27 protein-coding genes are annotated in these 21,996 nt (G+C 39.6%); all 27 read right to left on the bottom strand.

The window, feature by feature from the left end; translation table 11 throughout:
• Positions 1–79: 79 nt before the first annotated feature.
• The gene (locus PCY08_RS07450; RefSeq protein ID WP_301559939.1) at positions 80–493 is read right to left on the bottom strand and encodes an MORN repeat-containing protein; all 414 of its coding nucleotides are present in this window, start codon (positions 491–493) and stop codon (positions 80–82) included.
• On the bottom strand, positions 468–923 hold the full coding sequence (locus PCY08_RS07445; protein WP_301559944.1) for a low molecular weight protein-tyrosine-phosphatase: 456 nt from the start codon (positions 921–923) through the stop codon (positions 468–470). Before PCY08_RS07445 ends, PCY08_RS07450 begins: the two co-directional genes overlap by 26 nt.
• A gap of 48 nt (positions 924–971) precedes the next feature.
• Positions 972–1,292: a preprotein translocase subunit YajC gene (gene yajC / locus PCY08_RS07440; protein WP_000509386.1), complete on the bottom strand. Its 321-nt coding sequence runs from the start codon at positions 1,290–1,292 to the stop codon at positions 972–974.
• Between the two features lie 116 nt (positions 1,293–1,408).
• On the bottom strand, positions 1,409–3,385 hold the full coding sequence (gene tkt / locus PCY08_RS07435) for a transketolase (protein ID WP_301559938.1): 1,977 nt from the start codon (positions 3,383–3,385) through the stop codon (positions 1,409–1,411).
• Positions 3,386–3,499: 114 nt separating this feature from the next.
• Positions 3,500–4,591 carry an L-ascorbate 6-phosphate lactonase gene (gene ulaG, locus PCY08_RS07430; RefSeq protein ID WP_006153413.1) on the bottom strand — a complete coding sequence of 364 codons (1,092 nt, stop codon included), beginning with the start codon at positions 4,589–4,591 and terminating at the stop codon, positions 3,500–3,502.
• 116 nt (positions 4,592–4,707) lie between these two features.
• Positions 4,708–6,381 (bottom strand): transcription antiterminator, encoded by a 1,674-nt coding sequence (locus tag PCY08_RS07425; protein ID WP_301559937.1) that lies wholly within the window; start codon positions 6,379–6,381, stop codon positions 4,708–4,710.
• A 253-nt stretch (positions 6,382–6,634) separates the two neighbouring features.
• Entirely contained in the window at positions 6,635–7,099 is a 465-nt protein-coding gene (tnpA, locus tag PCY08_RS07420; protein WP_301559936.1) for an IS200/IS605 family transposase, read from the bottom strand.
• Between the two features lie 205 nt (positions 7,100–7,304).
• Positions 7,305–8,012: an L-ribulose-5-phosphate 4-epimerase gene (locus PCY08_RS07415; protein ID WP_075230987.1), complete on the bottom strand. Its 708-nt coding sequence runs from the start codon at positions 8,010–8,012 to the stop codon at positions 7,305–7,307.
• Between the two features lies 1 nt (position 8,013).
• Positions 8,014–8,877 carry an L-ribulose-5-phosphate 3-epimerase gene (locus PCY08_RS07410; protein WP_301559935.1) on the bottom strand — a complete coding sequence of 288 codons (864 nt, stop codon included), beginning with the start codon at positions 8,875–8,877 and terminating at the stop codon, positions 8,014–8,016.
• 3 nt (positions 8,878–8,880) lie between these two features.
• Complete coding sequence (locus tag PCY08_RS07405; RefSeq protein WP_301559934.1) at positions 8,881–9,546, bottom strand: 3-keto-L-gulonate-6-phosphate decarboxylase UlaD; 666 nt, start codon at positions 9,544–9,546, stop codon at positions 8,881–8,883.
• Between the two features lie 16 nt (positions 9,547–9,562).
• Positions 9,563–10,048: a PTS sugar transporter subunit IIA gene (locus PCY08_RS07400; protein WP_061863925.1), complete on the bottom strand. Its 486-nt coding sequence runs from the start codon at positions 10,046–10,048 to the stop codon at positions 9,563–9,565.
• 76 nt (positions 10,049–10,124) lie between these two features.
• Complete coding sequence (locus PCY08_RS07395) at positions 10,125–10,406, bottom strand: PTS sugar transporter subunit IIB (protein ID WP_000241466.1); 282 nt, start codon at positions 10,404–10,406, stop codon at positions 10,125–10,127.
• Between the two features lie 23 nt (positions 10,407–10,429).
• Positions 10,430–11,887: a PTS ascorbate transporter subunit IIC gene (locus tag PCY08_RS07390; protein WP_060956301.1), complete on the bottom strand. Its 1,458-nt coding sequence runs from the start codon at positions 11,885–11,887 to the stop codon at positions 10,430–10,432.
• 130 nt (positions 11,888–12,017) lie between these two features.
• A complete protein-coding gene (locus PCY08_RS07385) occupies positions 12,018–12,641 on the bottom strand; it encodes an HI_0552 family protein (RefSeq protein ID WP_301559933.1) in 624 nt (207 codons plus the stop codon).
• A gap of 55 nt (positions 12,642–12,696) precedes the next feature.
• Positions 12,697–13,653 carry an RNA-binding cell elongation regulator Jag/EloR gene (gene jag, locus PCY08_RS07380; protein WP_049504883.1) on the bottom strand — a complete coding sequence of 319 codons (957 nt, stop codon included), beginning with the start codon at positions 13,651–13,653 and terminating at the stop codon, positions 12,697–12,699.
• Between the two features lie 14 nt (positions 13,654–13,667).
• Positions 13,668–14,495, bottom strand: a complete 828-nt coding sequence (locus PCY08_RS07375; RefSeq protein ID WP_301559932.1) for a YidC/Oxa1 family membrane protein insertase — start codon at positions 14,493–14,495, stop codon at positions 13,668–13,670.
• Positions 14,470–14,841, bottom strand: coding sequence for a ribonuclease P protein component (gene rnpA / locus PCY08_RS07370; RefSeq protein WP_045762469.1), 372 nt, complete (start codon positions 14,839–14,841; stop codon positions 14,470–14,472). The genes PCY08_RS07375 and rnpA overlap by 26 nt, the downstream gene beginning before the upstream one ends.
• A 329-nt stretch (positions 14,842–15,170) precedes the next feature.
• Complete coding sequence (locus PCY08_RS07365; protein ID WP_301559931.1) at positions 15,171–16,508, bottom strand: PFL family protein; 1,338 nt, start codon at positions 16,506–16,508, stop codon at positions 15,171–15,173.
• Positions 16,509–16,517: 9 nt separating this feature from the next.
• The gene (locus PCY08_RS07360; RefSeq protein WP_000644115.1) at positions 16,518–16,784 is read right to left on the bottom strand and encodes an ACT domain-containing protein; all 267 of its coding nucleotides are present in this window, start codon (positions 16,782–16,784) and stop codon (positions 16,518–16,520) included.
• A gap of 464 nt (positions 16,785–17,248) precedes the next feature.
• Complete coding sequence (rplQ, locus tag PCY08_RS07355; protein WP_000331493.1) at positions 17,249–17,635, bottom strand: 50S ribosomal protein L17; 387 nt, start codon at positions 17,633–17,635, stop codon at positions 17,249–17,251.
• Between the two features lie 11 nt (positions 17,636–17,646).
• Positions 17,647–18,582, bottom strand: a complete 936-nt coding sequence (locus PCY08_RS07350; RefSeq protein ID WP_000568996.1) for a DNA-directed RNA polymerase subunit alpha — start codon at positions 18,580–18,582, stop codon at positions 17,647–17,649.
• A 42-nt stretch (positions 18,583–18,624) separates the two neighbouring features.
• The gene (gene rpsK, locus PCY08_RS07345; protein WP_001118385.1) at positions 18,625–19,008 is read right to left on the bottom strand and encodes a 30S ribosomal protein S11; all 384 of its coding nucleotides are present in this window, start codon (positions 19,006–19,008) and stop codon (positions 18,625–18,627) included.
• A 17-nt stretch (positions 19,009–19,025) separates the two neighbouring features.
• Positions 19,026–19,391 carry a 30S ribosomal protein S13 gene (gene rpsM / locus PCY08_RS07340; RefSeq protein WP_000090783.1) on the bottom strand — a complete coding sequence of 122 codons (366 nt, stop codon included), beginning with the start codon at positions 19,389–19,391 and terminating at the stop codon, positions 19,026–19,028.
• Between the two features lie 17 nt (positions 19,392–19,408).
• Positions 19,409–19,525, bottom strand: coding sequence for a 50S ribosomal protein L36 (gene rpmJ / locus PCY08_RS07335; protein WP_001808836.1), 117 nt, complete (start codon positions 19,523–19,525; stop codon positions 19,409–19,411).
• A gap of 24 nt (positions 19,526–19,549) precedes the next feature.
• Positions 19,550–19,768 (bottom strand): translation initiation factor IF-1, encoded by a 219-nt coding sequence (gene infA, locus PCY08_RS07330; protein ID WP_001029883.1) that lies wholly within the window; start codon positions 19,766–19,768, stop codon positions 19,550–19,552.
• Positions 19,769–19,885: 117 nt separating this feature from the next.
• The gene (locus PCY08_RS07325; protein WP_001050432.1) at positions 19,886–20,524 is read right to left on the bottom strand and encodes an adenylate kinase; all 639 of its coding nucleotides are present in this window, start codon (positions 20,522–20,524) and stop codon (positions 19,886–19,888) included.
• 155 nt (positions 20,525–20,679) lie between these two features.
• On the bottom strand, positions 20,680–21,990 hold the full coding sequence (gene secY, locus PCY08_RS07320; protein ID WP_049526520.1) for a preprotein translocase subunit SecY: 1,311 nt from the start codon (positions 21,988–21,990) through the stop codon (positions 20,680–20,682).
• Positions 21,991–21,996 lie beyond the last annotated feature (6 nt).

The raw sequence follows: 21,996 nt of genomic DNA, 5'->3' as shown, positions 1-21,996 counted from the left end.
AAACAGTCTTGTAAGCCGTTTTTATTTCCATGTAAGCGCTTTCTGTCGGTCTGGAAGAATACCTCCTTCTAGGAGGAGGTTATTGTGCTTGTTGAAATAAACCTTGTTTGAAGTCCCCTTCATAGACTACTTCTTGTTCGGTAGTCAGCTTTCCTTTTCCTTCAGCTTGGCCATTTACAAAGTCTCCCTCATATACCCAACCTGCTTTAGCTTGGTAGGTACCTTTACCATTGAAGGCACCATTGCTAAATTCTCCAGTATAGGTATCACCGTTTGAGAAGGTAACAGTGCCCTGACCATTCATCTTACCACGAACTAGGCTCCCGTCATAAATAATAGCATCGTTATCAAGCTTAAGAACGCCCTGTTTTGGAAGATTGGTCATAAATACGAAACCTGCACAGACAACAATGACAATCACTGTCGCAATTTCTAAACGGGGACGTGTTAAATAGACACTATATTTTTCATAGAGTTTTTTTAAATTTTCCATGTTCACTCTCATTTTCTAAGCGACTTAACCAAACCTGGCAACCAGTTAAAACTCGGTCATAAGTTTCTTCAAAATCACCTGTATACCAGGGATCTGGAACGCTTTCAGATGCAAAAGGCTGTATCTTATATTGTTGATCCTGTGGACACATCTCACGCAAATCAGCGAGATTAGACTCATCCATCCCAATGATATAGTCAAAATACTCAAAATCTTTTTTAGAAATTTGTTGGGAAGTTTTCGAAGTATCATAAGGAACGCCATGACTTCGAAAGATGCCTTGCGTCCCTTTGTGGATTGGATTACCGTGTTCCCAGGAAGAAGTCGCTCGACTTTGAATCTCATATTTATCGGTCAGGGATTTCATTACAAATTCCGCCATAGGACTACGACAAATATTGCCAAGACAGACAAAGACAACTTTTTTCATCATTGTTCCTCTCATTTATAGAAAAACGGGAATGCATTCCACCCCGTTTTATTCTTCAATAGCACTGCCTTCTTCGATAACTGCACCTTCAGGTGTGACAGCTTCTTTGACTGGCAAAACTGTTCTAATTGCACCTAATTCGAAAGTCAAGTATACTCCGTCTACATCAAGTACAATCGTTTTGTTTTCAGTATCAACTTCATCGACTGTACCGTAGAGACCACCGATAGTGATTACTTCGTAGCCTTTTTGAAGTTTGTTAAGGCTCTCCATACGTTTTTCAGCTTGTTTCTTTTGAGAACGTTGCATGAAGAACATCAAGCCAAACATCAAAACAAGCATAATCAAGAATGTTAAATTCCCACCCATTATTTTTTCTCCTTTGTAATTCAGATAAAACTACTATATCAAATTTCACTTGTTTTTACAAGATTGCACCTTGATTTTAGGTCAATAAAAAACCAGAGCAAATGCCCTGATTTTTCTTATTTCAAGTTGTTTACAAGTTCTACTAAATTTTCAACTGTAAAACCATACTCTGCTAAAACTTTTGGTGCTGGCGCAGACGCTCCAAAGGTATCAATACCGAGAACCGCTCCATCAAGACCAACGTATTTGTACCAGTTTTGAGTTGCTCCCATTTCAACTGCTACACGGCGACGAACTGCATTTGGTAAAATCTCTTCTTTATATGCTGCATCTTGTGCATCAAATACATCTGTAGATGGCATGCTGACTACGCGAACTTTTCCACCTTGACTTGCCAATTCTTTAGCAGCTGCAACAGCCAGATTAACCTCTGAACCAGTCGCAATCAAAATTGTATCAAAGTCTGCTGCATTTTCATATACAACATAAGCTCCTTTTGCAACTTTAGCAAAGTCTGTTCCTTCTTCAACAGTCAAGTTTTGACGAGTCAAGACAAGAACAGTTGGTGTTTTCTCGCTCTTCACTGCTTGATACCAAGCCGCTTGAGTTTCACGCGCATCTGCTGGGCGGAAAACATTAAGGTTTGGAATCGCACGAAGACCTGCCAAGTGCTCAATCGGTTCATGAGTTGGTCCATCTTCACCAACTGCGATTGAATCGTGAGTGAAGACATAAGTCACTGGAAGACCTTGTAAGGCTGACAAACGAACTGCTGCTTTAAGGTAGTCTGAGAATACGAAGAAAGTTCCACCATAAACTCGAAGTCCACCGTGAAGAGCCATTCCGTTCAAGACAGTACCCATTGCAAATTCACGAACACCAAACTGAATGTTACGATTTAAGCGATTTGCATCATCTTGAAGTCCGTCAGTTTTGATGTAAGTCATGTTTGAATGAGCAAGGTCAGCTGATCCACCAAGGAAGGTTGGCAATTTAGCAGCTACTACATTCAAAGCATCCTGACTTGAGTTACGAGTTGCTTGAGAGAAGCCATTTTCTAAAGCTGGGAAGTCTTCTGGATTCAACTCAACTGGATCGCGTCCTTCGATAATTGCTTCCACTTCTGCAGCCAGTTCTGGGTGAGCTTCTTTATAATCTGCGACTAGTTTTGTCCATGCTTCATAGGCTGATGCACCACGGTCTGCAACATTTTCTTTGAAATCAGCATAAACTTCTGCTGGGATTTCAAATAGTTCATAGTTCCAACCAAGTGCCTGGCGAGTTGCCGCAGTTTCATCCGCGCCAAGAGGGGCACCGTGTACGGCATTAGTCCCTTGTTTATTTGGAGAACCATAACCAATAACAGTTTTCACTTCGATCAAAGATGGTTTTCCTGAAGCCTTAGCTTCTTCGATAGCAGCATGAATAGCTTCTAAGTCTGTTCCATCTTCTACCAAGGCTGTATGCCAACCATAAGCATTGTAACGATCGCGGACACTTTCTGTGAAAGAATCTTTTGTCTCACCATCCAAGTTGATATCATTTGAATCATAAAGAACAACCAACTTGTCAAGTTTTTGCAAACCTGCATAAGATGCAGCTTCACTTGAGACACCTTCCATCAAGTCACCATCTCCACAGATAACATATGTGTAGTGGTCAAAGATGTTATAACCTTCGCGGTTGTACTTAGCTGCAAGGAAACGTTCTGCTTGTGCAAAACCTGTCGCAGTCGCAATCCCTTGTCCTAGAGGGCCTGTTGTTGCATCAACCCCTGCTGTATGACCAAATTCTGGGTGACCTGGAGTTTTAGAGCCCCATTGACGGAAGTTCTTCACTTCATCCATGCTCACATCTTCAAATCCAGAAAGGTGAAGAAGGGCATAGAGGAGCATTGACCCGTGACCAGCTGAAAGAATAAAACGGTCGCGGTTAATCCAGTTTGGTTGAGCTGGATTGATACGAAGTTCTTTAGTGAATAGGCTGTATGCCATCGGTGCAGCTCCCATAACCACCCCTGGGTGACCTGAGTTCGCTTTATTGATAGCGTCAATACCTAGAAAACGAATCGCATTAACAGATAGATTTGACATAGAATTTCCTTTCTCTTTGAGGTGATAGGTCTATCACATATTCTATTTGTACTATTATATGAAAATTATCCGTATCGTGCAACATACGGATAACCTCCAGAAAAAATTTTTATATTAAAGCAAGGCTTTGAATTGGATATTTGAGTCTTGTTCGAAGCAGTCATCAAAACCACGTGGGTGATGATATTCTATTAAGTGTTGGTCTTGAGGATAAGTGTATTTACCACCAACTTCCCAGATAAATGGATGGAAATCGTATTGCAAGCGATCTTTTCTCATTTTCCAAAGTTCTAGGATTTCATTCGTAGAAGCCATAAAGTTAGACCAGATATCATAGTGAACTGGGATAATGACTTTAGCACGAAGATTTTCTGCCATACGAAGTAGGTCGATAGAGGTCATTTTATCTTGGATACCTACTGGATTTTCACCATAGTTATTCAAAGCAACATCAATTTTGAAGTCTTTACCATGTTTCGCAAAATAGTTTGAGAAGTGAGAATCTGCACCATGATAAATGGTTCCACCTGGTGTTTCAAAGACATAGTTAACAGCCTTTTGAGCCATTTCTTCATCTGTAACAGCTAAGCCAGCAAGTTCACCACCTGTCTCATCAGCACCGTTCACTGGTAGAGTTACCAAACAAGTACGGTCAAATGATTCTACTGCATGAATCTTCATGTCTTTTAGTTCGATAGTATCACCTGGTTTGACAACAATGATGCGTTCTTTCGGAACACCCCAGCCTTCCCAGATTCGTCCACAATGGTAAGGTCCGATAAACTTAACATGCTCTAACTTAGGATTGTTGAGAATTGCTGCAGCTGTGTATGGGTCGATATGGTCACTATGGAAGTGTGAAACCAAGTAGTAGTCGAGTTCATTGATAGCAAATGGATCGATAACCATTGGCTGAACACGTAAGTTTGGTTGCAATTTACGAACACCTGCCATATTTGCCATTTGGTGTCCGCGAACCATATCTTTCACTTTTTTAGTTGATTTTCCACGGTTTGACCAAAGGTCCATGACAACGTTAGCACCACCTGGTGTTTTAATCCAAGTACCACAGTTGCCTAGCCACCACATGGCAAAGTTACCTTCAGGAACGACTTCTTCTTCGATTTCTTCGTTCAACCATGTTCCCCACTCTGGGAAAGTAGCTAAAATCCATGATTCTCTCGTAATTTCTTTTACGTTTGGCATTTGAAATCCTCCATATTTTGTTCAAGTATTTATTTCATACTTAGTATAACACCGACCGATATATTAAAAAAGACCAAGAAAAACACAGGTTTGTGTTCATCATTGGACTGTGATGTTTATGATTCATCTAAAAAAGCTTGGATGACTAATTCTTGGTTGATTAAAAGTTGAATTTCTTCTTGTAATTTTGCCGCTGCATGTTTATCAGATATATAGGTGCCGATAATGGTTGATAGATTTTCCTTGAAGGTTCGACCGTCTTTTCTGAGGACCTTATTCTTCATAAAGTCTGTTATGCGTAAAATATCTTCTGCCTCAAGTATAGGATTTACCTTTAAAACCGGGAAATGACTCTCAAGTTCATCGTTGGTTGTGATTAGTAAATCAACCTGAGTAATATCCTCTACGCTTTTGAACTGCTCAGTTGTAAAGACTGCCCCTATCTGTTCATTTGGAAGATAGAAGCGACACTGTTTGAGTAAAAGTTTAGAGACGCCCACTCCTTCATCACACACAATATAAATCTTCTTGGTATTGTTTTGAATCGATGGAGTATACTTTAAAAAACCTCCAACATGAATGGTCAAATAGGCAATCTCATCATCCGTCAATCGAATCTGCCAAGCTTCTTCTAACACTTCTGCACATTTTTTTGTAATTACGAAAAGTTCACTATACTTAGAACGAATCTGACGTGTCAAAGGATTTTTTGAGAAAATACCATAGTTCTTTCTGAATAATAGCGCCTTACAATGAATCACAAGATTCCTCAATAAGTCTTCTTTCTGTTCAATTTCCATTCTGGTTTGGGATTCAAAATACCAAATAAACTCTTCTAAAGCCATTCTCAAATGCTGAAAATCTTTACTTTCTGCATGGATGTCTCGATCTTTTCGATAGGATAACAAAAGAATGGCTAACAGAGATCTATCTAATTCTGAAAATGAGATTCCAAATGTTTCAAACAAGCGCTCTCCTAGTTTTTTAGATACCTGATATTCAATTCTCTTTCGAATCAATGAAAACTCTTGCTCAATTTCTTGGTGTTTGTCCTGATTATGAGTAACGGTATCACATCCAAGTAGAAGATAGGGGAGGACCTGTAACATAAAAGTGACTTCGTGATGGTTTATTTTTTTCCCCAAATCCTGCTCAACCAATGGAACCTGTTTTTTGAGAAATTGATTGACCTCATCGGAAAGAAGCATCTCACCGTCTAATCGTTCCTTGATTTTTTCCTCTAAAATAGCAACAAAGGCTGGATTTTCCTCCATAAAGATATGATAGAGAAGGGATTGAAGATACTGGATTTTATTAAGAGGATGTGCATTTAGATAGTAACCTCGAGATTTACTAACTTGAAGCGTTACTTGATACTGCTCTAGTGTCAGCTGGTAACGAATAGTATTTAAATCATTTAGGACCGTATTCCGAGAGACTTCTGTTAATTCCATGAGTTTTTCAAGCGTGATTCTCTCTTTAGAAATACCAATCAGAAGGAGCATCAGCTGCATCCGCTCGTTGGCACTCATGATGTAATCATAAGAATCAACTTCGTCTAATAATTGACGACAAGCTTCTCTTTGTTCATCGGTCAAGTAAATACCAATCCGAGGCAGACTGATGATATGCAAATTCTCATCGTCCAAAGCATCATTGATTTTATCAATGTGATAGTAGATTTTTCTTCGAGATTGAGCCAGATCTTTTGAAATCGTCATAATCGTTTTGGACGTTTCTTGATCCATCAAATATTGAAGCAAGTCACAGCTCGCCTTATCTAAAACCATAATTCATACTCCTCTATTTGTCAATCGCTTCCAAAACAACTTTATAATGGTATCACATTCGTACAGACTTTGCAATTATATGCTGTAAACTCCTAACAGTAGATACTTACAATCATAACCACCCGTCTAACGGGTGGTTTGCACCAGGGCTATAAGCCCAAATTACCAGCCAGCGCCTAAAGACGCTGGCTTTCACGTTGTTCAAGCCTCATTGCTCTTGACTCGTCACTTGCCTCTTAAAGAGGCTTTAGTATTACTTACCACTATCCCTAAAGGGATCCTCATATTCTTTCACACTTAATTTATCTAGTGCTATATCATGCTTTTCCTGATCTTGTATGTATTTCCTTATCGTGGCTTCATTAAGCCCTACTGTACTCACATAATAACCTTCCGCCCAGAAATGTCGATTTCCAAACTTGTACTTGAGGTTGGCGTGCTTGTCAAAAATCATGAGTGCACTTTTACCTTTTAAATAACCCATGAAACTCGAAACACTTATCCTTGGTGGAATACTTACTAACATATGTACATGGTCTGGCATTAAGTGACCCTCGATAATTTCAACTCCTTTATAACTACACAAGCGATGAAATATTTCACCTAAACTACTCCGATATTGATTATAGATCACTTTTCGTCTATACTTAGGGGTGAACACAATGTGATACTTACAGTGCCACTTTGTGTGTGATAAACTATGAGACTTTTGTACCATGGTTTTCTCCTTTCGCTTTACAATTGGTTTGAACACCTTTATTGTATCGCGTTTGGAGTTTTTTTTGGTATAACCTTCGACGCGCACCCGCATAGCGGGTGGTTTATTTGTCTCGCACCTCACGGAGCGAGACGGACTAATAGTCACATAACTACAAAAGCGAGGCTTGGATCGAAAGGTCCTAGCCTCTTTTCAATTCAATTTCTTATTTCTTTTGACCGTAATAAGCATTTGGTCCATGTTTACGTTGGTAGTGTTTTTCTAGGATGTACTGAGGAGCAGGTTCAACTCTTGGATTGATTTGCTCTGTAAAGCGATTCATCTTAGATACTTCCTCTAGTACAACAGAGTGATAGACAGCATTCTCTGGGTTTTTGCCCCAGGTGAATGGACCGTGATTACGTACGACAATCCCTGGTACTTCAACAGGGTTGAGACCACGACGTTCAAACTCTTCTACGATAACTAGGCCAGTATCTTTTTCATAGGCTACTTCTACTTCATCCTTAGTCAAACTACGAGCGCAAGGGATTGAACCGTAGAAATAATCCGCATGGGTTGTTCCATAGAAAGGAATATCACGACCTGCCTGAGCCCAACCAACGGCTTCAGTCGAATGGGTATGGACCACACTAGCAATCTCTGGCCAAGCTTTATATAACTGCACATGAGTTGGAAGGTCCGAAGATGGTCTTAGATCTCCTTCTAGAACCTTGCCATCCAGGTCAGTTACCACCATGTTTTCAGGTGTTAATTCGTCATAATCCACACCTGATGGTTTGATAACAATGACACCGAGTTCGCGATTGACTTCCGATACATTGCCCCAGGTAAATTTAACAAGTCCATGTTTTGGCAATGATTGATTGGCATCACAGACTCGTTTACGCATATCATTGATTACTTGATTCATCTTACATCAGACCTGCTTTCTTAATAAGTGGGTAGAGAAAAGCTTGCGCCTCTTGAATGGCTGCGCGTGTTTCTTCTACAGTTTCACAATTTTCAGACCACATTTCGATTAGGAAAGGTCCATTATAATTGGTTTGCTTTAAAATATCGAAAGCTTCTTCCCATTTGACACAACCTTGCCCGAAAGGTACATCTCGGAATTGGCCCTTTGAACTTTCTGTCACTGCATAAGTATCCTTGAGATGGAGAGCTGCAATTGCATGATGGCCGAGATAAAATTCACTGTAAACATCATTATGCCATGCAGACACATTACCAATATCTGGATAGACAAAGAGGTAGGGAGAGTCAATTTCTTTCTCTATAGCCAAGTATTTTTCGATGCTATTGATGAAAGGATCATCCATAATTTCAATAGCAAGTACCACCTGAACTTCTTCAGCCCAGTCACAAGCTTTTCTCAAATTTTTGATAAAACGTTGGCGTGTCTGGGGTGACTTTTCCTCATAGTAAACGTCGTAACCAGCTAATTGAATCGTACGGACTCCCAAATCTTGAGCTAATTCGATACATTTTTTCATGAGTTCCAGAGATTTTTCCTCTAGAACTGGATCATTCGATCCCAATGGGTAACGACGATGGCCTGAAAAACAGATAGAGGGAATACGAACACCAGTTTCATAGATCGCTTTGACAACTTCCAAGCGCTCTTCCTTGCTCCAGTCAAGTCTTGCTAAGCGCTCATCACGTTCGTCAATAGACATCTCGACAAAATCAAAGCCTAACTCCTTGGCAAAATTTAAACGTTCTAGCCAGGTAAAGTGAGTCGGGGTTGCCTTTTCATAAATTCCAATTGGACGTGCCATGGCTTACCCCCAAATTCGTTTGATTTCATCCTTGAAAGCACGCGCTGCTCCTGCTGGATCGGCAGCCTCTGTAATTCCACGACCTGCGATAAAGGTAAAGACATCAACGCCTTCAAAGAGTTTGAGAGTATCTACATCTAGACCACCTGTTACAGAAACACGGAAGCCCATGTCAATGAGTTTTTTAACCTTATTAAGGTCTTTTTCACCCCAAGTTTCACCAGCAAGAAGGGCATCACGAGATTGGTGATAGATAGCTTGTGAGATACCTGCATCTAGCCAAAGCTGAGCTTGTTCAAAAGTCCAATCACCATACAGCTCGATCTGAATTTCGCCACGGTCTCCACGTTCAGCCTTGATAGCCTTTAGAGCAGCTTCCATGGTAGGGATGGTTGCACAACAGATACAAGTCATCCAATCTGCTCCACGAACGGCATTATTTTTGGCAACTGTTCCACCAGCATCGGCACATTTTGTATCTGCCACAATAATCTTATCTGGGAAAAGGCTACGCAAGACTTCAACCAGTTCACTTCCAACTTGAAGCAAGCAAACAGTTCCAGCTTCGATAATATCTACTTCGTGACCAACAGAAACAGCTGCTTTAATCGCTCCTTGCAAGTCTGAATGGTCTAATGCAACTTGTAAATTAGGTACTCTTTTTGTCATTTCTTTATTCCTCTTTCTAACTTTCCAAATCCAATCCTTCAAGATAAGGGCTATCCTTAGATTCTTCGATCATCGCCAAGACATCTTCTTTAGTCTGGCAAGCCTGTAAACGTGCAATAGAATCTTCTAATTCAAACAAGGCAATGATTTGTGGAATGGCTACACTTGTGTGAATTTTTGAACTTGTTGCCGCTAATGCCAACAAAACAGAGACCTCTTTCCCATCTGAAAATACAACAGGATTTTGTAAGGTAATCAATGAAAAGGCATCTCTTTGCACTCCAGCTTCAGGTCTAGCGTGGGGCATAGCCATACCTGGCATTAAGATATAGTAAGGGCCATACTCTTCAGTTGATTCGATAATAGCATCGTAATACTCTGGCAAAATTGCCCCACTTTCAATCAAGGGATCTACTGCTACCTTGACTGCTTCCTTCCAATCGTTAGCCTCTAACCCTAGTCGGATTGAGTCATTGTCGATTAAAGCTTGTTTTAAATTCATATCTGCCTCCTTTATTTAAAGAGGGAGAAGGACAGAAACGATAACTCTCAGTTTCTGTCCAGCCCCCTCCAACCTTTTACTGTAGTGCTTGACTGAGTTTTTCAGTGATTTCTTTATCATCCATCAAGTTGTCAAGCCCGATTAATTTCCCATTAGTTCGGCCTTCCAATTCTTGAATCAAATGAAGAGAAGCGATTACGATGTCATAGCCTGCTGCTAAACCTTTTGCTTCACCGACACTGCATGAATTGACTGTAAAGTCTGTTTGATTAAGCTTACGGAGGGCATTTTCAACCTTCATCTTGATAACCATAGATGAACCCATTCCATTTCCGCACGCTGCTAATACTTTAACCATTTTATTTTCTCCTTTTCTAGAAACTATGCTTCTTCTTGAACTTCACCGTTGTAATATTTCTCTTTATCTTTTGCTTTGGCAAATTGAAGTTGAGGAATAACGAGCAAGAAGAGACATACAAGTACATAACCAACAATACCGAGGTATTTGAAGATATAGCCAAATCCAAGCCATGGGAATTCAAAGTCGATATTTCCATGGTAACCACCGTAAGATGCTAAGTCGAGAAGGGCTACACAGAGAGCTCCTAGAGCAACTTGGAGAACACCTGAAATGAAGGATAGGATAACGGCTGCTTTCCATCCACCACGCTTATCAGCATAGACCGCGATGGCTGCATTATCAAAGAACACTGGTACAAATCCTGTAATAATAAGGACAGGGTTTTTAAATACGATGAGCAAGACAATTGTAATCAATTGACCAATCAAACCAAAGGCAAATCCAGACAAGACAGCGTTTGGAGAACCAAATCCATAAGAAGCTGCAACGTCAACTGCTGGGAATGAACCTGGCAACAATTTGTTTGAAATACCTTGGAAGGCATTTGTCAACTCAGATACGAACATACGGACACCTTGCATCAAAACGAACAAGTAAACTGAGAAGGTGAAGGCTGTTTGGATAATGTACATAAAGAAATCTTGTTTAGCAGGATTAAATAGAGTTCCTGAAGTGATGACTTCTTTATTAGACATAATGTCTGGGCCCAAGATTAACAGAATGGCTCCGAAGAATACGAGCATCAAGGTAGCAGATGCAACAACTGTATCGTGGAAGATTGAGAGAAACTTAGGTAGTTTAAGATTGTCTAGACTTTCTTCTTTCTTGCCAAAGCGTCCTGCCACTTTATCTACAAACCAGATTGCAAATTGTTGTTGGTGACCAATCGCAAATCCGCCACCACCAGTCAGACGTTGAGTTGCCTCAACAGTCATATTTGAACTAACTGCCCAGTAAAGGCCACAGATGATACCGATTGCTGCTGTACCATAAGCATTGCGCAATTGTGGGACTAAGAATAGAACCATAAGAGATACAGTCGCAGCTTGTTGTACCATGATGTGACCAGTAATAAAGAGGGTTCTTACTTTCGTAATCTTGCGTAGAGCTACAAGCAAGATATTTACTCCAAAACCGATCAATAGAGCTGTAGTTGCAGTTCCGACGAAATCTGGAAATTCAGCTGCAATTTTATTGTTTGCTGCAGCAAGTCCAAAGTAAGGGTCGATAACCGCTGCACCGATTTGGAATTTATAGTTAAGGGCTGCCAAGATTGGACGGAAGGTTGTAACCAAACCACCAGCACCCACGTTGAGCAACATATACCCTACTGTTGCTTTAACGAAACCTGAGAAAACATCATGAGCAGGTTTTTTCAAAAGTGCATATCCTATCAACACCAATAAACCTACGAAAAATGCGGGATTCTGCAAAATATTGCTAGAAAACCAATTTAGAACACTTGAAATGACTTCCATAATTGTTCTCCTTTTGAATTGTTTTTGTAAGTTTATTATATAATGTGAAAACGGAAACAAAAAGACCAAGAATTACACAGCGAACTGTTCACTCTTGGACTGTATGATTTATGATATTTTACGGCTTATCTTATTTTTTCGTAGCTAGATAAAAGGGAAGAATTGTTTCATAAGATTCCAGTAGGGCTTCTAGGATTTCTTCTTCAGATGAATTGTCGGCCACTGGAACATCTACCTTAACTAAAACCTTTCGGACTTCCTGATGGGATAGTTTTTCTCTTAAAATTTGACGATTTTCCTCAGTAGCCTCCATCTTGTGACTTTCTCCATTTGAGTAGACTAGATAGTAAATCCCTTCTAGCACTGGAACTTCTAGGACCTTGGCCTGTTTGTCTAAAGTTTTATCATCCTTCTTACGTTCTATAAAACTCACTTCTAGTGAAACTCCAAAATCAGAAGGGCTTCCATACAAACGAAGGGCCAACATAGGCTCTGTCACTTCTCCCTCACGCTGTAGATAGGCCCAGAAATGCGGTCGCAAACGTTGGGCTTGATTCATCCACTGACTCGTCCCTTGGAGATCCCATTCTGGATGTCTTTCTTGAAAAGCCTTGGCTAAGTGTGTAAAGACCTTTCTAGCCTCCTGCCCCTTACTCCTCAAATAAAGCATTTTTTCAGCTTCTTGACCTGCCCTCTCGGGTTTTTGATACTGTAAACCAGAGAAAGCTAGATATTCTCTCATTGTATTCAACATAAGATCAACCTCTCTTAGCTAGCAAAAAATCAGGGTGCCCCTGATTTTGCTTTGATTATTCTGTATCAACCACAACGTAACGATTTGGTTCATCACCTTCTGAATAACTAGTGACACCCTCCATACGTGAAATAATACGATGGATGATTTTACGTTCGCTACTAGACATTGGATCAGTCACCTGACTACGCCCCTCTTCTAAGACACGTGTAGCTAACTTCTGTGCATAGCTCTGCAAGACTTCTGCACGGTGCTCTACATAATCATTAACATTGATGGTAATATAGAAGGTTCTTGAATAGCGGTTATAAAGATAATTTTGCGCTAAAAGCTGGAGAGATTTCAAAACCTTACCATGGTAACCGATAATACGCCCCGGTTCATTAGTATCAATTTGCATATTGATAGAACGGCGATTTGAGGTACTTGAAATTGCTCCCTCAACATCCATATCATCAATAATACCTTGAACATAGTTGGTCACTTCTTCGACCACCTGGTCAATATCATAGGTCGGTTCAATCTTCAAACCTAGATTTTCTAAATCATCATTCTGCTCGACTTCTTCCTGCTCTTTAGATTCTTCTGGCAGTAAATCTTTTAGAATGGCAATATGACCAGTCTCCTCTAAAATTGTACTAGCCTCTTTCTCATTTTTTAGAATTTCGGCCTTAACCTCTTCAGAGATCCCTTGTCCTTCTTCCTCGATTTTCTTGATTGCTTCAACAACATGACCTAAGTCTACTGTTGCCTCACTAACAGTCTTAACGGGTTCGTTCTTAGCATTAACTTCCTTTGGAACTCCTTTGACTGCTTGCTGATTTGCCTTCACAACAGTTGTCTCACTAATTGCTTCGATATCAACTTGCGCTGGTTTCTTCCCAAAAAGGCCAAAAAAACCTTTTTTCTCCCTTGAGACAACCTTAATATGCGCCTTCATTCTAGGAATCCCCAATTCCTTCAATCCCGTTTGGATCGCTTCCTCAACAGTTGAACCTGTAAATAATACCATTACAAGATTCCTCCTTACTTTTTCTTTTTCTGTGCTTTCTTGAGAGCTTTTCTCTTCTTGATTTCTAAATCCTTCTTAGCCTGTACTCCCGCCTCACGCTCTGCAATAATCTTGAATGGATTGTTGAGCAGATAGGTTTGGAGCACCTGATAAGCATTGGATACCGCCCAGTATAAGGCAACCCCACTTGGTGAATACATGGCAAAGAAGAAAATCATGACTGGCATTGCATACATCATTCCTGTCATGGCGCCATTTTTCTCAACCATGGCCTTATTGGATAACCAGGTGCTAAGGAAAGTAAAGATAGCTGCCAAAATAGGCAAAACGAAAGTCGTATCAACACCACCAAGGTTAATCCATAAGAAATGACCCGTTTTTAGAAATTCTACCCTACTCAAAGCTTGGAACAAGGCAAACAAGACTGGCATTTGGATTAAGATTGGCCAAAGAGAAGCTGACTGTTTGACACCATGTTGCTTGAACAACTGACGCATTTCTTGGTCCAACTTGGTACGGCTCTCCATATCCCGTCCCGGATAACGTTCTCGCAACTCCTTAACCAGTGGTTGTACTTCTTGCATCTTTCTAGATGCCACCATTTGTATCTGAAAGACTGGTAGAAGAATCGTTCTAATCAGAAGGGTAAATAATATAATCCCCAGACCAATACTTGTATCAAATGATAAAAAGCGAATGATTTCAGCAAAAAAATAAACAAATTTACTCCAAAAATCTGTTGATTCAGCTGTAATCTCACTCGTCGTACCACTAGCTGTGCAGGCGCTCATTACAAATAAAGCAAGCACCATTAAGCTAGTCAACTGTAATTTCTTTTTCACTCCCATTTCCTTCCTGGTAAATCTTTGATAACTTTAATACGTGAAGTAGATTTTTTTCCATTTCCGCGTAGTCCAAGATTTCAACACCTTTTCGAGCAATCACAACAAAATCTACATTTTCAACCAGCTGATTTTTATGTTCAATCAGAATATGTCGAATTCTTCTTTTGATCTGATTCCTCGTGACAGCGTTTCCTAATTTTTTACTGACAGATAGGCCAACTCGAAAATGCTGTTCATTATTTTCTAATCGATAAATAACAAATTTACGATTAGCAAAACTCTCCCCTTTTTTAAATATTGCACTAAAATCTTTCTCTTTTTTTACACGAAAGCGTTTTTTCAAAATTCAACTCCATCTATTAAAACTACTACTATTATACCATAATTTTTCAAAAAGCCAATCATAGCAAGGTTTTAGCCCATTTTACAGAATGAAAAAACTGGTTTTATCCTTTAAATCATCTTATTTTTGAACAAATTTACAAATTTGAACATGCTACTTTCTTTATTTTCTCTTGATATAAAACAAAAGTCACTCCAAAGAGTGACTTTTGTAGGAGATTATTATGAAAAAGTTAGGATTTTAATTAAATAAAGTTAGGAGGTCTTTATTTAATGATAGTAGTATACAGGTCTATCCTTAAATCCAACTTAAAAAGATTCCACTTCTTTTTAATTTTTAAAACTATGGATCGGAGCTGGGATTTGCCCTCCACGTGCAATGAAGTCAACAGACGAGGCACCGTTAACTTTCATGACTGGAGCCGTTCCTAGAAGGCCACCAAATTCAATCATATCGCCTTCTTTTCCTTTTGGAATAATACGTACAGCAGTTGTTTTCATATTGATGACTCCGATAGCAGCTTCATCCGCAATCATTGCCGCAATCGTTTCTGCAGGTGTATCTTCAGGAATGGCAATCATATCCAAACCAACTGAACAGATAGCCGTCATAGCTTCTAGTTTTTCCAAATTAAGGGAGCCGTTTTGCACTGCAGCAATCATCCCCTCGTCCTCAGAAACTGGGATGAAGGCACCAGACAAACCACCAACTTGGTTGCAAGCCATAACTCCACCTTTTTTAACTTGGTCGTTCAAGAGAGCCAAAGCAGCAGTCGTTCCATGAGTCCCAACTGTCTCTAACCCCATTTCCTCAAGGACACGGGCTACAGAATCACCCACTGCTGGAGTTGGAGCCAAACTCAGATCGACAATTCCAAAATCAACTCCAAGTCGCTCACTAGCCATTTGACCGACTAATTGACCAATGCGGGTAATCTTGAAGGATGTCTTTTTAACAGTTTCGGCAACAACATCAAAGCTCTGACCACGAACCTTTTCCAAGGCACGTTTAACGACACCTGGACCAGAAACACCGACATTGATGATGACATCTGCTTCACCAACACCATGAAAAGCGCCTGCCATAAAAGGATTGTCCTCTACCGCGTTGGCAAATACAACCAATTTAGCCGCCCCCATATCAGATAAAGAAGCTGTTTCCTTGATAATGCGCCCCATATCCGCTACTGCGGTCATATTGATACCCGATTTAGTCGAACCAATATTTACTGATGAACACACCTTATCCGTTTCTGCTAAGGCACGAGGAATGGAGTTGATAAGAATTTCATCACCTTTTTGATAACCCTTTTGTACCAAGGCTGAAAAACCACCAATGAAGTCAACACCAATTTTTTTCGCAGCTTTATCCAGTGCTTTAGCTAAGACTACATAATCCGTCGCATCGGTAGCAGCACCAATCAAGGAAATTGGAGTTACTGACACACGTTTATTTACGATGGGAATGCCCAACTCTGCCGCAATTTCATCCCCAACAGCTACTAAATTAGCTGCTTTTGTAGTAATCTTTTCATATATTTTGTCCGCAGCACGATTGATATCTGGATCGATACAGTCCAAAAGGGAAATCCCCATGGTAATGGTTCTAATGTCAAAGTTTTGCTCCTCAATCATGGCGATTGTTTCGGTAACTTGTCTAATATCCATAAATACCTCCTAGATATTGTACATAGCATCAAAAATAGCCGCACTTTGAATATTGATTTTGACATTCAAAGTCTGACCAAAAACCTCAAATTCGTTTCTAAGATGTGTAAAATCTTGTTTTTCATCACTAGATACCACAGCCATCATAGTAAAGAATTCGTCCAAGACTGTTTGTGAGATATCATCAATATTTAAGCCTAATTCAGCAATTTTTGTCGCAACACCTGCAACAATTCCAGATTTATCTTTACCAACAACAGTAATAATAGCTTTCATGATTAAACTCCATTTCTAACACAGAACGATATCCATTTTGGACAAAAATAAAATGAAAAAGGAGGATAGAGTAACTAAATCACTTAATAGTGAATAATTATCCAAGTTGAAACCCTAAAAAAATCTCTTAGTTGATCTTGTACCAGGCTAATATTTTTTACCAAGTCGCTAGTTTAGAACTTAAAACTGATAATTTATTGGCACATAACCTCTTTATAGAATATTTTTGAGAAAATGAACATTGTTGATTTTCTTTTTCAATAGTATAGCATATTTCTTACTAAAATACTCAAAAACGCCTGCTTACGAAATTGTTCTTTAGTAAAAAACAATTTCGTAAACAAGCGTCTACCTTATCATCTTATGATGAGTGTTCCCGCTAGGACATAAGTCCTAGCGGTAGACCAGAGCTAGACTAAGAGCACAAGACTCCATCATCATAACACTCAACAAAATTGATGATTTTATACTAATTCGATGATCGCCATTGGCGCTGCATCACCACGACGTGGTTCAGTTTTAAGGATACGAGTGTATCCACCGTTACGTTCAGCATAACGAGGTGCGATTTCTGAGAACAATTTTTGAAGTGCTGTAGTAGAAGTGTACTTATCAGTTGCTTCATCATAGTTTTCAGATGCGATTTCATTACGTACGAAAGCAGCTGCTTGACGACGTGCATGCAAATCACCACGTTTACCTAGAGTAATCATTTTTTCAACAGTTTTACGGATTTCTTTAGCACGAGCTTCAGTTGTCACGATTGATTCGTTGATCAAAAGGTCAGTTGTCAAATCGCGAAGCATTGCTTTACGTTGTGAGCTAGTGCGTCCTAGTTTACGGTAAGCCATTTATTCCTCCTTTATTTATCTTTTAATCCAAGACCCAAATCAATGAGTTTGACTTTCACTTCTTCCAAACTCTTGCGTCCAAGATTTCTTACTTTCATCATCTCTGCTTCAGATTTTTCTGTCAAATCATGCACAGTGTTGATACCGGCACGTTTCAAACAGTTGTATGAACGCACAGACAAGTCAAGTTCCTCAATCGTACGTTCCAAGATACGGTCGTCCGATTCAGTATCAGCTTCTTTCATCACTTCTGCTGACTTAGCAATCTCTGTAAGATTTGTAAACAAATCAAGGTGCTCTGTCAAGATACGTGCTGAAAGCCCTAATGCATCTTCTGGAATAATTGTTCCATTAGTCAAGATTTCAAGGGTTAATTTGTCGAAACCATCATTGCTACCTACACGAGCAGGTTCAACTTGATAGTTGACTTTTGTAACTGGTGTATAAATAGAATCTACAGCAAGTGTTCCAACTGGTGCATTATCTTTTTTATTTTCATCAGCAGGTACATATCCACGACCACTGTTAACAGTCATTGTCGCTTTTAGAGAAGAACCTTCACCGATTGTAAAGAGATAATGATCTGGATTTACAATTTCAATGTCGCTATCTGTCAAGATATCTCCAGCTGTAATTTCAGCAGGACCTTGCACATCTAGTTCAATGATCTTTTCGTCTTTAACGTAAGATTTTACTGCAATACCTTTGATGTTCAGAATGATTTGCATCACGTCTTCGCGAACACCCGGAACTGTATCAAATTCATGCAATACACCTTCGATATTGATAGATGTTACAGCAGCCCCTGGAAGAGAAGCTAGAAGTACACGACGAAGAGAGTTACCAAGTGTTGTACCGTAACCACGTTCAAGCGGTTCGATTACAAACTTGCCATAATCTTTATTTTCATCAATTTTTGTTATATTTGGTTTTTCAAACTCGATCATTTAGTTACTCCCTCTTAAACGAAAAGCAGTGTAAGGTTATGATTATACACGGCGACGTTTTGGAGGACGAGCACCATTGTGTGGCACTGGAGTCACATCACGAATTGCTGTTACTTCAAGACCAGCGGCAGCAAGAGCACGAATAGCTGACTCACGACCAGAACCTGGACCTTTAACAGTAACTTCAACTGACTTAAGACCGTGTTCTTGTGCAGATTTAGCAGCAGCTTCAGAAGCCATTTGAGCAGCAAATGGTGTAGATTTACGAGAACCTTTGAAACCAAGAGCACCAGCTGATGACCAAGCAATTGCATTACCATGCACATCAGTAATCATAACAATAGTGTTATTAAATGTAGCGTGAATATGAGCAATACCAGATTCGATATTCTTTTTCACACGACGTTTACGTGTTGGTTTAGCCAAGACTTTTACCTCCTATATTATTTTTTCTTACCAGCAATCGCAACAGCTTTACCTTTACGAGTGCGAGCGTTGTTTTTAGTGTTTTGTCCACGGACAGGAAGTCCACGACGGTGACGGATACCACGGTATGAACCGATTTCCATCAAACGTTTGATGTTCAAGTTAACTTCACGACGAAGGTCACCTTCAACTTTAATTGCATCCACTTCACGACGGATAGCATCTTCTTGATCTGGTGTAAGATCGCGAACACGTACATCTTCTGAAATTCCAGCAGCTGCTAAGATTTTCTTAGATGTTGGAAGTCCGATACCGTACACATAAGTCAATGAAATTACTACGCGTTTGTCATTTGGAATGTCAACTCCAGCAATACGAGCCATGTTTTCTCCTTTCTATCTTATCCTTGACGTTGTTTGTGTTTTGGATTTGCTGGGCAAATTACCATAACACGACCATTACGACGAATTACTTTACAGTATTCGCAAATTGGTTTGACCGATGGTCTTACTTTCATTTCTTATCCCTCCAAGTTTTTCGATTATTTAAAGCGGTAAGTGATACGTCCACGTGTCAAGTCATATGGACTCATTTCGACAGTAACACGATCTCCCGCTAAAATACGAATATAGTTTTTACGAATTTTACCAGAAACTGTTGCTAAAATCTGATGTCCATTTTCAAGTTCAACCGTAAACATTGCATTCGGCATAGTATCAACTACTTTACCTTCAACTTCAATCACATCGTCTTTTGCCACGCAAAAGTACCTCCATAAATTTCGATTTGATGCCTCTAGACACAGAGACAACAATTATAAGTCAGACTAACTCAGTATAACATTTGTAGAGACATTTTGCAAGCATGAAAAACGCTTTTATTTCAATTTTGTCAATACTTTTTCGATATCTGCAAAGACATCATTGATATCTTGGTTACCTTCGATATCATGTACCAAACCTTTTGCACGATAGTGGGCAATAATTGGTTCACCTTGGGCAATATTAACATCTAAACGACGTTTTACTGTTTCAGGTTTGTCATCTTCACGTTGGTAATAATCTTCTTCTTTGTAGTCAACTGGTGGATTGAAAACTTTGTGGAAAGTTTCGCCAGTTTCACGGTGAATGATACGACCACTCAAACGCTCCAAAAGACAATCTGGATTTACTTCGATGTTAATAACACCTTCAAGCTCAATCCCTAATTCAGCTAAAGTTTTATCCAAGGCATGAGCTTGTTCAATTGTACGTGGGTACCCGTCCAACAAGAAACCAGTTTCTTTAATGTCATCTTGTGAGAGACGCTCTTTCACGATACCATTTGTAACTTCATCTGGAACCAACTCGCCTTTGTCGATATAAGACTTAGCTAAGACACCCATTTCAGTTTGGTTAGCCATTGCCGCACGGAACATATCACCTGTTGAGATATGAGCAACATGAAATTGTTCAACAATTTTTGCTGCCTGTGTACCCTTACCTGCACCAGGTAAGCCCATAATCAAAAGATTCATGATTCAAACTCCTTTTTTGTTTTTAAATAGAAGCAAAAATTCATTTCAACTCCTATTTAAAAACAAAATAGAAGAGAGGAGATAAAAATCTGACAAGGTCTTTGATTTTTAAACTCCACTCTCTGAGCAATAGTGAATTTTCTTTTCTATTACAATTATTCTGTTGTATTCATGAAACCAACATACTTACGTTTCAATAAATAACCTTCCAATTGTTTAATTCCTTCAATACCTGTTGAGATAATGATCAAAAGACTTGTTCCCCCAAAAGCAACGACTTCTGAAAGACCGAATAAATCCTTAGCTACAATAGGTAAAATAGAAATAACACCTAGGAAGAGGGAACCGACTGTTGCGAGACGACGAAGAAGTTTTGACATATACTCTTCTGTCCCTTTACCAGGACGGACACCGTGGATATAAGCACCGCTCTTTTGCAAATTTTCTGCTGCCTTCTCTGGATTAATCTGTACAAATGTATAGAAGAATGTAAAGAGGATAATCAACAGAGCGTACAGAGCGATACCTGTAGGGGCTGTTGTAGATAGCAACTCCTGAGCACTACGTACCCAGGCCCAATCAAGACCAGATGCACTTACAAATTGTAAAATTGCCGCTGGTGCTGCAGTAATCGAGCTAGCAAAGATAACTGGAATAACTCCTGCAGGGTTAATCTTCAATGGAAGATAGGAACTTGACGGTGCTCCTTGTGCTACCTTAGTATACTGAATTGGTATCTTATATTCAGCTTGTTGAACATAAGTTGTAAAGTAAACAATCAATAAGACTGCTACGATTAAGATAGCAACAAAAATGAGGGATGAAGTCAAGCGGTCGCTTGGTACGTTGACAAAATAGTCAACATAGATACCCTTGATCATATCAGGAATTGAAGCAACAATCCCCGCAAAGATAATCATGGAAACACCATTCCCATAACCCTTATCAGTAATTTGCTCTCCCAACCAAGTTACAATCATACTACCCGCTGTTAGGATTGCTCCAATCACAAGGAAAACTTGTGGTGTTAAAGGAACAGTCAAAAGTTTGGCTCCAGATAAAGCATTAAAACCAGCAGTAATTCCGATAGATTGCACGAATGCAAGAACAAGGGCAATATATCGAGTTGCCTGGTTCAATTTTCTACGACCAACTTCCCCTTGTTTGCCCCACTCTACAAACTTTGGTAATAAATCCATTTGTAAGAGTTGGACAACGATAGAAGCAGTAATGTATGGACTAACACCAAGTGCAAAAACTGAAAAGTTTTTCATGGCATTACCAGACACCAAACTTAACATATTTAGAAAAGATAGACCACTCAAAGCATTCAAGCTATTGGCATTCACCCATGGAACCGTAATGCTAGTCCCGATACGGAAGACAAAGACGATAAAAATTGTAAAAAGAATTTTTGATCGAACTTGCTTGACTTTGAAGGCTTCTCTCAATAATTTAAAAAACATAGGTCA

Source organism: Streptococcus sp. SO4, assembly GCF_030440055.1.
Classification (GTDB): domain Bacteria; phylum Bacillota; class Bacilli; order Lactobacillales; family Streptococcaceae; genus Streptococcus; species Streptococcus nidrosiense.
This window is presented reverse-complemented; position numbering and strand designations above follow the sequence as displayed.